Here is a 14,025-nt window from a genome sequence, read left to right on the forward strand (position 1 = left end):
TCAGGCCTTCACCACCGTCTCTCGGGCTAGCCCGAGGCGGCCAAAAACATTGCGTGTGTCGACGATCAGAGGAGCGTGATCAGCGATCGCCTGATAGTCGATCGCGTCGTGGTCGGTTGCAACGACGACAGCGTCGAAATCCTTCAAGGCCGCCTCGGTCAAGTCGACCGAGCGACGCCCCTTGATCGCCATATGCTCCCGTGTGGTCGGGATTTCGGTAACATGCGGATCGTGGAATTCCGCCTTGCCGCCCCATTCCTCGATGAGTTCAATGAGCCGCAATGAGGGGCTTTCGCGGATGTCGGGCACATTCTTCTTATAGGCGAGCCCGATGATGAGAATGCGCGAGCGGCTGAGCGCCTTGCCGTGGCGCCGGTCCAGCGCCTTCGCCAGTTCATCGACGACATGACGCGGCATAGCCGTGTTGATCTCTGCGGCCAGCTCGATGAAGCGGGTCGGCAGTTCGTATTCGCGCGCCTTCCACGTCAGGTAGAAGGGATCGATCGGAACGCAGTGCCCGCCAAGTCCAGGGCCAGGATAGAAAGGCATGTAGCCGAAGGGCTTGGTCTTTGCCGCCTCGATCACCTCCCAGATGTCGATGCCCATCGCACCGAGCACGACCTTCAACTCGTTGACGAGGGCTATGTTGACCGAGCGGAAGATGTTTTCCGTCAGCTTGACCGCCTCGGCGGTCGCCGTGGTGGAAACCGGAACGACGGTCTTGACCACGCCCTGGTAGAAAGCCTGCACGAGCGTCGCCGCTTCAATGCCGTCACCTGCCACGACCTTGGGGATCGTCGCGACTTCAAAGCTGCGGTTGCCGGGATCCTCGCGCTCGGGCGAGAAGCCGAGGAAGAAGTCTATCTTCGAAAGCAAGCCGGTCTTTTCCAGTATGGGCTTGATCACGTCGTCGGTGGTGCCAGGATAGGTGGTCGATTCCAGCACGATCAGCTGGCCGAGACGTAAATGCTTCGCGATGGTGCCTGCCGTGTTCCGGACAAAGGAGAGGTCCGGCTCTCGGTGTTTCGTCAGCGGTGTCGGAACGCAGATGATGATGACATCGCAGACGGCCAGTTCGGCAAAATCCGCAGTGGCGCGGAACCGTCCGATCGCCACCTCGCTGGCAAGGGCTGTGGACGTCACCGCCTCAATATAGGACTGGCCGTTGTTCAGGCTCTCGACCTTCTGGGCTTCGACGTCGAAGCCGGAAACCGGGAATCCGGCGCGTGCGATCGCAACCGCCAGCGGCAACCCGACATAGCCCAGTCCGATCACGCCGACTTGCGCGGCACGCGTCGAAATCCGGTTCAGAAGACGGTCATATGTCGATCGTGAGGCGTCCAAAAATCTGCTTCCCGTCAATTCGGACAGGCTGTCCGCGCCCATGGCGAGGCGCACCATGGTCCCAAGAACCATTGCCGAGGCATATTGCGGAAAATCGGTTTCCGCAAGCCGTCATCAGACCGGCACCTTCGCCTTCAGGCTTGCGGCAGCAATCGCATAGCCGCCGGCGGCGCCATCGATGAAATGAACGTGATCGCGCTGCAGCGGCGATGCGACGAGGCATGTCATCAAGGCCGATTTCTGGCGGTGCAGGCCATAGTTGCAGATGCCCGCCTCTTCCGCCTGTTTAAGCCGGTTCTCGATCCGTTGCATCACATCCGCGTCAACGTCGATGGTCATCTTCAAGCCGTCGTCGAACTTCCGGAAATCCGAATTGCTGGCCACGTCGCGTTTGTAGATCTTCGGATCGAAACTGCCGATCGTCCAGCCATATCTATCCGTAACAGCCGTAAGCGTCATCAGGAACACTACCCACAGCTTCGATAGCCACCGCCATCCTGCGGGTGCCATGGCCCGCGCCTCGATATCGAGGCCGGCGGGCAGAAAACTGTAGCTCGGCCCGTTCACCGGCACCGGGTGGCCATCGCGTTCCTGCCTGCCGGCAAGGGCGATGATGTCGGAAGCCAGAAACTGAAAACCGCGCAGGTCGCGCAACGCCCCCGGTACGGCTATGATCGAGACGATTTCGCCATGCCGGGCTTCGATCGGGTTCCAGCGGCAGGAGAGGCCGGTCAGATCCGGCCGCGCGCCGGCCGGCGCAGGATCGATGCGGTAGCGCCCGGCTTTCATCTCGGCTTCCGCCCAACTGCCGCCACCTCCGGCGAACATGGCATAGAAGACCGCTTCGGAGGCCTGGAACCTCGCCACGCGAACGTCGAGGCCTTGCGCTCTTATATCCTTTATCGGCACGATTGCGGCACGCAAGGTCAGATCCAGTTCGTCCGCCACCCATCTCTGGACAGCCGCCAGCGCGTTGCGGACGATCTCCAGCGCCGAGCCAGGAAACGCCACGAGCGCGCCGTCGCCGCCGAAGACAAAGGGAAGATCTTGCCTACCCAGCGCATTGAGCAGCGCCGAAATGACGCTGGCACCGGCCATATTGACGGTTTTATAGCGCCCCGCCTCGATCGCCTTGGTCGAGCCGACGATGTCTGCGGTGGCCAGCGCCCAGCCATCGGGGAGAGGCCGATAGTTATCGATATCGGCAACGCTTTCGAACCTTGCGAAGACCGGCAAAGAAGCGACAAACGGGTCGGACGCGGCAGCTGTTTCCATGAGCATCAGATAGCACATTCCAGTGCTTGAAGGTGAAGTCGATCATGGTTCGAAATTGACTTGCGCAGGCTTTCCGATGATAGGGTCCGGCGATGCGAATTGCTTTCTACGCGCCGCTGAAGTCACCCAATCATCCCGTTGCCTCCGGCGACCGCCAGATGGCACGGATGCTGGTCAAGGCGCTGGAGCATGGTGGGCATAGCGTCGAACTGGCATCCGAATTGCGCTTGTATCTACGCGAACCGGAGTCGAAGAGTTTCGATGCGCTCAAGACCGAGGCCCGAGAGGAGACCGCGCGGCTGACCAAGCTTTGGGATCGTGACGGCAAGCCCGATCTCTGGTTCTCCTATCATCTCTATTACAAGGCGCCCGACCTGATCGGGCCCGAGCTGGCGTCGGCCTTTGCTATCCCCTATGTGACAGCGGAAGCCTCCTATTCGAGGCGGCGCAACACCGGCTTGTGGGCCGATACGCAAGCGTTGGTGGCGCGAGCCGTCGAACAGGCAGCGCTGAACATTTGCTTCACGCAAAGGGATCGTCAGGGACTGACAGATGCGATTCCCGACGCCGCTCTCGGCATGCTTTCGCCCTTCATCGACACATCGGTATTCCGGGAACTGCAGGCACGGGGTTGTCCGACGCGCCTCGTTACCGTCGCCATGATGCGCCCGGGCGACAAAGTCGAAAGCTATCGCATGCTGGCGCAGGCGCTCGGTCCGATCGGCCACCTGCCCTGGACCATGTCGGTCGTCGGGGATGGCCCTGCCCGTGACGAGGTCAAAGCGCAATTCGCCGGCTTGCCCGCCGACCGTATCGAATGGCTTGGCGCGATTGAGCCAGCCGCCGTGCCGGATGTCCTCTACCGTGGGGGAGTTTACGTCTGGCCGGGTTATGGCGAGGCCTATGGCGTTGCCTATCTTGAAGCGCAGGCCGCCGGCCTTCCGGTGGTGGCTCAGGACATCGCCGGCGTGCCGGAGGTCGTGCGGGATGGCCAGACCGGGTTTCTCACCCCGCCGGGCGATGTGGCGGCGTTCGCTTCTGCCATTGAAAGGCTTCTGGCCGGCAACGACGAAAGAACCATCATGGCCGCGGAAGCCAGGCGTTTCATCCTCGAAGAACGTTCCCTCGGTGTTGCAGCGGCGCGCCTGGCCAAACTTCTTGCGAAGATCCCGGTTTCATGACATCCGATCAGGTCTGGCAGCCCTTGGTGGAAGAACTGGCGTGCCTGCAACGGGCGGACCGTAAGGCAGAGTTCTGGCTGCGCGACGACGACGCCGTGGATCCGACGCCTGCGCTTGATCGGCTGCTCGACCTTACCGGTAAATTCGCGGTTCCGGTCACTCTGGCCGTCATTCCGGCCCTGACTGATGAGAAGCTTGTCGTCCGGCTTGGCGAGGCGCCGCATGCCACGGTCGCCATCCATGGCTGGGCGCACCGAAATCATGCGCCCGAGCACCAGAAAAAGCAGGAACTCGGCGCGCATCGGCCACGCGAGGCGGTGCTCGATGATCTGGCTCGCGGGCTGACGCACGTAACCGAACTGCACCGCGCACGTGCCGTTCCGATGCTGGTGCCACCTTGGAACAGGATCGACGCCGGCTTGGTATCCGACCTTGGATCGATAGGATTTTCGGCATTGTCGGTCTATGGGCCGCCGAGGCCGGCTTCACTTGCAGTCATCAACAGCAATGTCGACATCATGGATTGGCATGGCACGCGCGGCTGCCGCGATCATGGCCTATTGGTTCAGGCTATCATCGCGCAATTGCAGCATGCAATCGACGGCGGCGAACCGGTCGGCCTGCTCACCCACCATCTCGTGCATGATGAATCGGCCTGGCTCTTCCTCGAACGGCTGTTCACAGTCACCGCACAGACTGAAGCCTGCGCATGGCTTCCGATCAGGACATTGATCGGGCGCAGCGCTGCTAGAGCAATTCCAGGAAAAGTGTGAGCGGTTTTCCCGGGAAAAGCGCGTAGCGCTTTCCCTTGGGAATTGCGTCAAAACAAAGAGATAGAGCGGTTCGCCGTTTCTGTGAAACGGTGAACCGCTCTAGAGGAAAATAGCTCAGCGCTTTTTGCGCAATGAGACTGGAAATTTGAGCGTCTGGCCATCCCGCGCGGCAAAAGCGCCGGTAAACCTGTCTTTGGCCAGTTTCTCGATCTCGTCCAGTTCCTCGTCGGTCCGCGTCGGATCATGGTGAAACAGCGCAAGCCCCCGCGCACCGGCCGCCTCACAGAGCTTGACGCCCTGTTGCCATGTCGAGTGCCCATAACCGCGGCGGCGTTCCATTTCCTCCTCGGTGTAGGTGCAATCGTAAATGACGAGGTCGGCATCTTCGATCAGGGCGAGCACCGCCTGATCGAGTTTGTCCGGCTCGTGCTCAGTGTCTGTGATCACCGCCACGACGCGGCCGCCCCATTCGACTCGGTAGCCTATGCAGCCGCCCGGATGGATAAGACTGCCGGTTCGGACCACCACCCCTTCGCGCGGCCGAAGCACGTCTCCGGATACGAAATCGCGATAGTCGAGGCTTGCCTTGCAGATCTCCAATTTCACCGGAAACCACGGCGGCCGCATGAACTCATCGACCATCTGCCGGGTCGTCATGTGTCCTGCAAGATGCCCGGACCAAAGCGTAACCTTGGCGCTCCGGTCATAGATCGGCGCAAAAGAAGGCAACCCGATGATGTGATCGTAGTGGCAATGGGTGAAAAGCAGGTCGAAATCGGTCACGGCCAACGCCTGAAGCGCCCCGCCGGCAGGCCGTAGGCCAGAGCCCGCGTCGAACAGAAGCGTATGCTTACCGCATCGCATCTCAATGCAGATTGTGTTGCCGCCATAGCGAGAGAATTCTGGTCCTGATACCGAAATGCTGCCGCGCACACCCCAAAACCTGACCAGGAAAACGTCGTCGTCCATGCTACCCCTTCGCCCATCTTAGCCAAACAACTGCTGCTATGCGAGACAGGCTTTCTCCGGGCGACCTTCTCAGCAAGAGGACAATGCCATCACGACGGCGAGAATTGAGTGCACGTCTTCGTTATTTGGCGCTTCGTGCGTCGATCAGATCCGCGGTCGTATGGCTTAGGCGATCGGCAAGAACCCGCAATATCTCGATGGTCATTTCCGGGAACTCCCTCATAAGCCTCAGGAAATGATCCTTACGGATTCTCAAGACTTCCAGCGGACTTGCCGCTCTGACGGTGGCAGTGCGGGAGCTGTTGCACAATATGGCGATCTCGCCAACAATCGAATTTGACTCCAGTTCGGCAACTTTTATCGGTCCGCTGTCGGAATCGACCAGAATATCCGCCCTGCCTGAAAGGATGACATAGGCGGCGTCTCCCTCGTCGCCCTGCCGGAAAAGGATCTGGCCGGCGCTGTAGCTCACACGATCGGATGTGAACGCAAGCAGCTTGAGCTTTGTCGGCTCGATGGCAGCGAACAAGGGAACGCGTTGCAGCATTCCAACTTCATCCTTGAGCAGCATTGTCGCAAACCTTCCCAATTCGCGTTTGCCAGACTAGACCAACGGACGCCCAGATGGAATCAATTCTGTTTCCGGGATGGCGAGACGAACCACGCGAATGGTAGCGAGCCCGGATCAGGTGCAAACCTCAATCCCTTGACCTTGCAACAAGTTCCCACCGGCAGAATGATCCCATCGGAATGTCCAAAGCTCTATGACAGCAGTTCCTTGAAGATACCGTTCCCTGCCAAAAGTGTCTCGTGTGTTCCGTCTTCCACCAAACGACCCGAGTCGAAGACGACAACGCGATCGAACATCATCGCCATTGCCGGATTCGTCACGACCCACACAATTGCCGGCGAATGGCCGTCGCGTCTGGCTTCCTCGAGCACGTTTCGCAGCACCTTATCCTGCATGCGCTGGTCGAGCGCCGACAGCGGCCGGTTGAGAATGAGAAAATCGGGACGCTTGATCAGGGCCCGGGCAACATCGAGCTTCTGTCGCTGTCCACCGGTCAGCCGCCTGCCACCGGAGCCGACGTTGAAGTCCAGGCCGACATCCAGAAGTTCGTCATAAAGCCCCAGTTCGTCAAGGATGTCATAGACGATAGACCGTATACGGTCCGGCGCGTCGGGATGGTTGGTGCCCACACGCCCGAACAGGACATTGTCCATGACGGTAGCCGCGGCAATGTATTTGGCAGGATCATATCGTTCGACTGCATTTTGCAGCTCGGGCGGCAGGTTTTCATAGAACTGGTTGCGTGCAGCGACGATCTTGCTCATGAGCTCGTCGCTCAGCAGGCCGAAGCGGTGCCGGGGCTCGATATAGTTAAAGCTCAAGGTGATGATCATGGCGCGGTCGTTCTCCGAAACCGCCTCGTAGGGACGGTTTTTGAGCCGTTGCAGCAAGCTTTCGTAGGCGGGTATCTCCTCGGCGCTCATGAAGGCGAGCTGCTGGAAGAACTGGTGATCGGGCGGCAGGTCGGCGAACAGCTCGATCGCCTGTTCGGCGATCTCCATGCCCATTTCGTAGAACGTGCGGTCGAGGCCGGCTTGCTTCAGCACAGAAGCAAAATAGGGATTGGCCGCCAGAGCCCTGTCGGCCAGTTCGGGGCCGGCGGCAGCGCCGAAGAGCAGGTTTTGGCCGATCGTTGCTTCCTTGTTGTACGCGCCCGGTTCGAAAGGAGCCACCAGTCCGCTCAGCCCTTCGTGTTCCAGCCGGGTTCGCAGCGCCGCACGCAGTTCGACGATCCGCCTGGCAAGCTCCGTGTGACGCGTGAGGTCGGCCGAAGAGCGCAAGCCAAGATCCAGAATGTCGCGCGACAGAACAACCGCGTCGAGCACCCGGCGCACGGCTTCAAAGAGGTCGTGCGGGCCGGTAGCGCCAGCGGAAGCATAGTTGATCCAGTCGCTGTGGATATCAAGCTCCGGATTGCCCGACCGACGCGCCTCGTCGATGTTCCAGCGGCGCTGGTCTGCCGCAGCACCCTCATAAGTCACCGATGTCAGCGGCGCGTGCTTCAACCCGTAGAGCAGGTTATCGCGGAGGCTTGCCTGGAACAGGAAAACATCCGACGAGGCATAGGACATGCGCCGGCCGGTCACTGCTTCGGGGAGTTCAAGCAGGTCGTCGGCGCCCGAAGCGACCCTTCCGCTGTCCGGCCGATTCAGCCGCGCGAAGGCTTCTGCAAGCGCCTCCGCTCCACCTGTTGTGGTGCTGACCAGCGCCACCGTCTCACCCGGCCTGACCTGGAGGGAGATACGATCGAGGAGCATTGCACCGCCATCGTCTGCCATGGACAGATTGATGGCCGACAGGGGGTTGGTCATCGGAGCGGGATCGTCGATCGTCAATGCCCCGATTGTCGGCGCAATGAGACCCTCGGCGGTAAACTGTTCAACGACCTGCTGATATTTGACCTGGACATCCTGCCGCGCCTGATCCCAATCGATCAGTTCCTTCATCGGTCCGGGCAGGTCCTTGTAGGCGCCGATCACGGCCACGAGCTGGCCGACGTCCAACCGGCCCTGGATGACCAGGTACCCGCCGATCATGTAGAACAAAAAGGGCGTGACCTGCGCGAGAAAATTGTTGAGGAACTTCACCATGAATTTCCATTGGTAAAGATCGAAGCGGATCTTAAAGATGAGCCCGAGCCGGGCAGCTATGTCGGCGCGCTCGTAGTTTGATGTATCGTGGACGTGAACCGCGCCGATGCCGTCGACGATTTCGCCAACCCGGCCCGAAAGCGCGCGCGCCGTCAACTGCCGCTCGCGCCCGAGCACGATCAGCCGCCGCCGCATTCGCGGGATAAGCACGATCTGGATCCCCACGATCACAGCCGCTATCATGCCGAGCCAGACGTTCTGAACCATGATGAACAGCATGGCCGTCAGCGCCTGGCCGCCGAGCAGCACCGGCTGCACGAAGGCATCGCCGATGAAGCCGCCCAGCGGCTCCACCTCGTCCTTCACCATGGTCGCCACTTCGGCGGATTTCACCCGCTTGAAGTAAACCGGCGGAAACCGCAGCACACGATCGACCAGATCGAAACGGATACGCCGCAGCATGCGTTCGCCGAGGCGGCCCTTGTAGGTGTTGATGTAGAGTTTGAACAGGCCGTTGATGATGACTAGCAAGAGAAACACAACGCTCAGGGCAAACAGCGTCTCCTTGCGGTCGAGCTGAAAACCGGAGAAGAACTGGACCTCTCCAATGAACGGCAAGTTATAGTGTAGCCTCATGAATGGCTGGGTCGCGCCCGGTTGCTCGAAGCCGCCACCTTGGATCGGGCCGTTGACGATCAGTTTCGGCAGGTCGAAGGACATGAAATACGGGATCATCGAAAGCACGACGATCATCAATATCCAGAGTTGCTGCTTCTTGGTGTGCGTCCAGATATAGCGGGCTAGGCTGGGTTCCATATGCGGCTGTGGACCCTTCAGTTGGAAAGATGCAGGATGTAAAAGCACCTGCTGGCGAATAGCATATCGGCGATTTCTTCGTCGCCAGCGGCAAGCTCGAAGCTGCAGTGCACGGAGATTGTCCTGCGCTCAACGATGGACGGAACCTGCGAGGCGGCGCGATCCAGTTCCGGCGCATGGTCGATGACAACGACGTGGGAATTGGCGATCCGCGAAGACTGCAGCTGGCCGAACGGTTCGCGGCTTCCGTAGGGTTTTGGCGAATAGCCGAGCGGCACGAGGCCCCGGCTGCGCGGCTGGTGCTGCCAGATGGACGCCGCTGCTCCGGACAGATGCAACATGCTCTCTCCGGCACCGGGCAATGGCGAAGCAGCTTGCAGCATAATCACATCCGCGAATCAACAGCCTTGCGCGAGGCAAGATTGCGTTGTGTCGCCCGAAATCCCAACATACAAGGCGAATATGATGGATGTCACGCAACCACGCAATGCCGGCATGGACTGGCACGAGCAAGCCTTGGACCTCACGCGGGGAATTGCTGCCTATGTCAACTGCCCTCTCGTGGCAGGGCTGGCGCGCGTCGTTACCAAGCATCCGAAGGCCGATATCGCCAACGCCTTCAACCACAAGCAGGTCGCCTGCAAGATGTGGGCGCTTGATAGGCTGTTCGAAAGCTGCGGCGGCCGGTTCGAGCGCATATGGGTTCTGGGTGGATGGTACGGCATATTGCCGGCAATGCTTTTCAACGACGCCCGCTTCGACATCGCGGCGGTCGATAGCATCGACATCGATCCCGAGGTCGCTCCGGTCGCCCGGACCCTCAACCGGGAAGCAGGCGACCGGTTCCGGGCGCTGACGGCAGATATGTACGCACTCGACTATGCGGCCGGGCGGCCCGACCTGACGGTCAATACGAGCTGTGAACACATAGCCGACCTGCGCGCCTGGCTTGCTCTGCTTCCGCGGGGCATGAATGTGCTGCTGCAATCGAACGATTATTTCAGCGAGCCAACGCACATCAACTGCGTGGCCTCACTTGCAGCCTTCGAAGCAATGGCGGCGCTACGGGAGGTGCGGTTCTCCGGCGAACTACCGACAAAAAATTATACGCGCTTCATGCTGATTGGAACTGTTTAATGCATTTCGCCCGCGTAGCGGTTTTGGGACAACGACGTGGATAAAAACAAGGACTTGAAGCGCGTCGCACGAACCTCGCCAGACGCGCGTTAGAATCCATCGTCTGTTTGATCATATACTTTTCCGAAACCGGGCCTCACTTTTAGGGACCAGGGTTCGATACCGCTCACGCAGGATTTGCGCCGAGTGACGCGCGCCTTCCAGATCGAGACGATGCGCGGATGGCGTCGGTCCCACAAGCGCCTGTTCGATCGCTTGCGCCAAACCTTCAGGCGTCAGGTCATTTTCCATCAGCACCGTTGCAAGACCGAGTTCTTCGAGCATCAGGGCGCGAACCGTCTGTTCGGTTTCCCCGCCGGCTGCAAATGGAACGAGCAGGGAGCGACAACCCGCGCGCAGGACATCGCAGACCGTGTTGTAACCCGCCTGCGAGGCTGACAGGCGGGCGCCGGTCAGCAGGCTGGCGAAATCCTCGCGGAACCGGAAGATGGACAGGCCCGGCGTGGCATCGTGTGCGATCGCGTCAAACTCGTCTTTCGGCAGGTTTGGGCCGGTGATCAAACACCATTTCCAACCGTTGTTAGCATTCCGCGCCGCTGCGATGGTGGAGCTGACAAGGCTCTTTCCGGCAGCCCCGCCGCCAACCGACACCAGAACGTCGAAGCGCTCGGAGGTCGCGGGCGATGGCGGCGCGGCAACGAGCCCTGTGTAGGTGACCTCGGTCCTGATCGCCCCAGCCAGTGGAAATGTCTTGTCGATGGTTGCGAAAGCCGGATCGCCGTGGACCATGACAAGGTCGAAATGCCTGTTGATGAGATCGACCGTTTCCTCGTTTCGGCCCGGCTTGACGCGCTCCTGAAGGATATCACGGACGGACGTCGCCAGCAGCGGTCTGGGCGACGTCGCGTCGATGGCCTCGATCAGCGGCAAGAGTTCGAAACGCATCTGCCGGCGTCCAAATGGAAACGCCTCGACAATGACAATATCAGGCCTGCAATCCCGGAATGCCTGCAGCAGCAGCTCCGAACGCCATTTCTTGAAATCATCATCGATGGGTTTGCCCTGCAGGTCGACGAGTCCGGAAAATCCTTCATCACCGGAGGTGACAGGTGGCAGGGTTACAGATTTTACACCCCGTCCCGGAAACCCCGCGATCGGCGCCCCGCCGGTCACGACGGTTACGTCAAACCCGTCATCGACCAGAGCCGCCGCAATGCGGCTGGCGCGCGCGAGATGGCCGATGCCGAGCAGGTGCTGGACATAGAAGAAAGCGCGCAGCCGCTTCATTCGGCGGCCCGCCACTCCCGCTCGAACAGTTCCTTGAGCTGTCCAATGCTTGCCATATGATCGAAATTGCCGCGCACGCGCCGCTCTGCGGCCTCGCCGAGGCGGGCGCGCAGCACGGGATCACGGATCAGGCGCTCCAGCGCCTGTGCCAGGGCAATTGGGTTTTCCGTCGGAACCAGCAGCCCGGTTTCATCCGGCGATAAAAGCTCCGGCACGCCGGAAATATCGGTCGACACGCAGGCAAGCCTCTGGCTGGCCGCCTCCACCAGAACATTCGGCAGACCGTCCCGGTCGCCATTTGCGGTGATCCTGCAGGCCAGGGCGAAGATGTCGGCGCCTCGGTAGTGCTCGAGCACCTCCTCCTGCGCAAGCGCGCCTTTCCAAGAGACGCGACCATCCAGTCCGAGCTTTTGCGCCAGCGCCTTGAGCCGTTCCAGTTCCTCGCCACCGCCGATATGCTCGAAACGCCACGCCAAATCACCAGGCAACAGGGCGAGGGCCTCCAGCAACGTATCGTAACCTTTCTTTTCAACGGCGCGCCCGACACTCAAAACGATAACCGGTTCGTCCGGCGCCGAGCCATCATGCTGTTTTCGCGCCTCGCCGAAACTGCCGAAGCGATCAAGGTCGAGCCCATGATAGCTCAGATGCACAGAGGAGCTGCCGTTAGCGAGTTTTTTCAGACGGTCGAAGCCGGTTTTCGTGCAAGTGACTGTCCAGCGCGCCGAGGAAAGCTTGCCGGCCAGATCCCAGTCCGCCGAAGTCCAGATGTCCTTGGCATGGGCCGAGCAGCTCCAGGGCAGTCCACGAAGCTGGCTGGCATAGCGCGTCACCGATGCCGGCGTATGCGCGAAATGTGCATGCAGCCAGCCCGCGCCTTCCGGCCATTCGGCCGCCAGCACGAGCGCTTGCCCGAAGCGGCGCGCGCGATTGCGCGTAAAGTCGCGGGGGATATCGCTAGCCAGCGATCCGAGCGCGCGCCAGAAGCCCGGCCACAGCATACAGGCAAACAGCGAGCGAACCACGCGCAGCGGCTCTTCATGCAGATATTCCGGCAGATAGTGGACGAGCGCTTTGATCTCGTCATGCACGGGGTGGCGTTTTGAGTCGGTCGGCCGCCTGAGCGCGACGAGTATCAGGTCGAACCCCGCACGCTCCAGACCGAGCAGTTCCTGCGCGATGAAGGTTTCCGACAGCCGTGGATAGCCCTTCAGAACCACGACGATCTTGCGATGTTGCAACTCAGTTCATGCCTTCAATGACCGAAAGGTGATGGCCGGCCCGCCGGTCGAGCAGTTCCGCGACGATTTCGGAAATATGAGGCAGCCCTTCCAGCGTCAGATGCGGATTGCTCTGCGATGGGCGGGGCCGCTCCGGCAGCACCTTCAGTGCATTGGCAAACCGCTGGGAATCCTCGGCTTCTTCCGGCAAAAGCATCTCGATAAGGCCGAGTTCGGCTGCGCGCCGTGCGCGGATCAGTTGTTCCTCGCGGGGCGTGACGCGCGGCACGATCAGCGCCGGCTTGTCGAAAGATAGTATCTCGCAATAGGTGTTGTAACCGCCCATCGCCACTACCGCCTTGGCGCCGGCAATCAGGTCTTCCATGCGGTTGTCGAACTCGATCATCTTGATGTAGGGGATCTTGCACCCCTTCTTGAGCAGCTTGTTGCGCTTGCGCGCCGGCATGTAAGGCCCAAGCACGATCAGCGCCCTATGCTGCAATTGCGGATCCTGGTGATAGGCATCGATGACGTCGTGGATCAGGTCGGCGCCGTCACCGCCGCCACCGGTGGTAACGAGGATATAGTCGCCCTCGGGCCGGTGGCCGGGCAACTCGTTCCGCTGCAGGCTCCGTTGCAGGAACCCGACGAACCTCATCTTTGCCCTGATAGCCGGCGGCACATCCAAGCCAGTCAACGGATCGTAGAAATCCGGCGGACCATAGGCCCAGACCTTGTCGTAGAACAGGCCTATCTTGCGCATCACATCTTTGCGTGCCCACTCCGCTTCGAGCAGATGCGGCGCGTCCATCACCTCGCGCAGGCCAAGCACGAGCGTGGTGCCCCGCGTCTTGAGGTAGGACAGAGTGTCCTCAATCTCACCGCGCAGGCCGAGCGGTTCCTTGTCGACGATGAAGATATCCGGCCGGAAGGTCTCGGCGGTGTGGCGGATGATCGACTGGCGCATCCTTAGCGTCTCATGCAGATCGATATCCTTTTCCAGCGAGGTGTATTCGCCGTTGCGCAACTTGATGACGCTGGGGATCTTCACGAAGTCGACACGGGCGCGGTAGTCGAAGGCGCCAGCGATAGTCGCACCCGAAATGATAAGCACCTGAAGTCCGCGGAAATCCTCGACCAGCGAATGCGCGATTGTCCGGCAGCGCTGCAAGTGGCCGAGCCCGAACGTGTCGTGGCTGTACATGAGAATTCGAGCGTTTTGTACGTGATGGGTCATTGCTGAACGTCTTCTAGAATTCTCGCCTTGAGGACCGTAGGCGACCCCGCTTCGAAACCATCCTCGCGGGTCATCCACCGACCTGTTTGAAACATGAGGCCGCAATTTTCAATTTGTACTACCCA

General features: G+C 60.5%; 12 protein-coding genes. 3 read left to right on the top strand and 9 right to left on the bottom strand.

The window, feature by feature from the left end:
- Both EOC94_RS06710 and EOC94_RS06715 read right to left on the bottom strand, forming a co-directional pair.
- Window positions 1–1,344 carry a nucleotide sugar dehydrogenase gene (locus tag EOC94_RS06710; protein ID WP_127289328.1) on the bottom strand — a complete coding sequence of 448 codons (1,344 nt, stop codon included), beginning with the start codon at window positions 1,342–1,344 and terminating at the stop codon, window positions 1–3.
- A 114-nt stretch (window positions 1,345–1,458) separates the two neighbouring features.
- Window positions 1,459–2,619, bottom strand: coding sequence for a DUF3095 domain-containing protein (locus EOC94_RS06715; protein WP_127289797.1), 1,161 nt, complete (start codon window positions 2,617–2,619; stop codon window positions 1,459–1,461).
- 92 nt (window positions 2,620–2,711) lie between these two features.
- Here EOC94_RS06715 and EOC94_RS06720 point away from each other — a divergent pair, with 92 nt between their 5' ends.
- Both EOC94_RS06720 and EOC94_RS06725 read left to right on the top strand, forming a co-directional pair.
- On the top strand, window positions 2,712–3,800 hold the full coding sequence (locus EOC94_RS06720; RefSeq protein ID WP_127289330.1) for a glycosyltransferase family 4 protein: 1,089 nt from the start codon (window positions 2,712–2,714) through the stop codon (window positions 3,798–3,800).
- Complete coding sequence (locus EOC94_RS06725) at window positions 3,797–4,573, top strand: polysaccharide deacetylase family protein (protein WP_127289332.1); 777 nt, start codon at window positions 3,797–3,799, stop codon at window positions 4,571–4,573. The genes EOC94_RS06720 and EOC94_RS06725 overlap by 4 nt, the downstream gene beginning before the upstream one ends.
- Before the next feature lie 114 nt (window positions 4,574–4,687).
- Here the strand turns inward: EOC94_RS06725 and EOC94_RS06730 are convergent, their stop codons facing one another.
- The 4 genes from EOC94_RS06730 to EOC94_RS06745 form a co-directional block, all read right to left on the bottom strand.
- Window positions 4,688–5,542 (bottom strand): MBL fold metallo-hydrolase, encoded by an 855-nt coding sequence (locus tag EOC94_RS06730; protein WP_127289334.1) that lies wholly within the window; start codon window positions 5,540–5,542, stop codon window positions 4,688–4,690.
- A gap of 121 nt (window positions 5,543–5,663) precedes the next feature.
- Complete coding sequence (locus EOC94_RS06735) at window positions 5,664–6,113, bottom strand: cyclic nucleotide-binding domain-containing protein (protein WP_095483624.1); 450 nt, start codon at window positions 6,111–6,113, stop codon at window positions 5,664–5,666.
- Between the two features lie 191 nt (window positions 6,114–6,304).
- A complete protein-coding gene (locus tag EOC94_RS06740) occupies window positions 6,305–9,019 on the bottom strand; it encodes an ABC transporter ATP-binding protein (RefSeq protein WP_127289336.1) in 2,715 nt (904 codons plus the stop codon).
- Window positions 9,020–9,036: 17 nt separating this feature from the next.
- Window positions 9,037–9,360, bottom strand: a complete 324-nt coding sequence (locus EOC94_RS06745) for a hypothetical protein (RefSeq protein WP_127289338.1) — start codon at window positions 9,358–9,360, stop codon at window positions 9,037–9,039.
- Between the two features lie 124 nt (window positions 9,361–9,484).
- Here EOC94_RS06745 and EOC94_RS06750 point away from each other — a divergent pair, with 124 nt between their 5' ends.
- Window positions 9,485–10,156, top strand: a complete 672-nt coding sequence (locus EOC94_RS06750) for a class I SAM-dependent methyltransferase (protein WP_127203924.1) — start codon at window positions 9,485–9,487, stop codon at window positions 10,154–10,156.
- A gap of 111 nt (window positions 10,157–10,267) precedes the next feature.
- Here the strand turns inward: EOC94_RS06750 and EOC94_RS06755 are convergent, their stop codons facing one another.
- From EOC94_RS06755 to EOC94_RS06765, 3 genes are read right to left on the bottom strand one after another with little or no spacing between them, the layout of a single operon-like run.
- A complete protein-coding gene (locus tag EOC94_RS06755) occupies window positions 10,268–11,443 on the bottom strand; it encodes a glycosyltransferase family protein (RefSeq protein WP_127289340.1) in 1,176 nt (391 codons plus the stop codon).
- Window positions 11,440–12,684: a glycosyltransferase gene (locus tag EOC94_RS06760; protein WP_095483628.1), complete on the bottom strand. Its 1,245-nt coding sequence runs from the start codon at window positions 12,682–12,684 to the stop codon at window positions 11,440–11,442. Before EOC94_RS06760 ends, EOC94_RS06755 begins: the two co-directional genes overlap by 4 nt.
- A 1-nt stretch (window position 12,685) precedes the next feature.
- On the bottom strand, window positions 12,686–13,900 hold the full coding sequence (locus EOC94_RS06765) for a glycosyltransferase family protein (protein WP_095483629.1): 1,215 nt from the start codon (window positions 13,898–13,900) through the stop codon (window positions 12,686–12,688).
- Window positions 13,901–14,025 lie beyond the last annotated feature (125 nt).

Source organism: Mesorhizobium sp. M6A.T.Ce.TU.016.01.1.1, assembly GCF_003997065.1.
Lineage (GTDB): Bacteria > Pseudomonadota > Alphaproteobacteria > Rhizobiales > Rhizobiaceae > Mesorhizobium > Mesorhizobium mediterraneum.

What these genes read in the sequence shown, in the direction of transcription:
- EOC94_RS06730 (WP_127289334.1), bottom strand. Translation starts at nt 5,542, where the DNA reads ATGGACGACGACGTTTTCCTGGTCAGGTTTTGGGGTGTGCGCGGCAGC.
- EOC94_RS06715 (WP_127289797.1), bottom strand. Translation starts at nt 2,619, where the DNA reads ATGGAAACAGCTGCCGCGTCCGACCCGTTTGTCGCTTCTTTGCCGGTC.
- EOC94_RS06765 (WP_095483629.1), bottom strand. Translation starts at nt 13,900, where the DNA reads ATGACCCATCACGTACAAAACGCTCGAATTCTCATGTACAGCCACGAC.
- EOC94_RS06735 (WP_095483624.1), bottom strand. Translation starts at nt 6,113, where the DNA reads ATGCTGCTCAAGGATGAAGTTGGAATGCTGCAACGCGTTCCCTTGTTC.
- EOC94_RS06720 (WP_127289330.1), top strand. Translation starts at nt 2,712, where the DNA reads ATGCGAATTGCTTTCTACGCGCCGCTGAAGTCACCCAATCATCCCGTT.
- EOC94_RS06740 (WP_127289336.1), bottom strand. Translation starts at nt 9,019, where the DNA reads ATGGAACCCAGCCTAGCCCGCTATATCTGGACGCACACCAAGAAGCAG.
- EOC94_RS06725 (WP_127289332.1), top strand. Translation starts at nt 3,797, where the DNA reads ATGACATCCGATCAGGTCTGGCAGCCCTTGGTGGAAGAACTGGCGTGC.
- EOC94_RS06745 (WP_127289338.1), bottom strand. Translation starts at nt 9,360, where the DNA reads ATGTTGCATCTGTCCGGAGCAGCGGCGTCCATCTGGCAGCACCAGCCG.
- EOC94_RS06755 (WP_127289340.1), bottom strand. Translation starts at nt 11,443, where the DNA reads ATGAAGCGGCTGCGCGCTTTCTTCTATGTCCAGCACCTGCTCGGCATC.
- EOC94_RS06750 (WP_127203924.1), top strand. Translation starts at nt 9,485, where the DNA reads ATGGATGTCACGCAACCACGCAATGCCGGCATGGACTGGCACGAGCAA.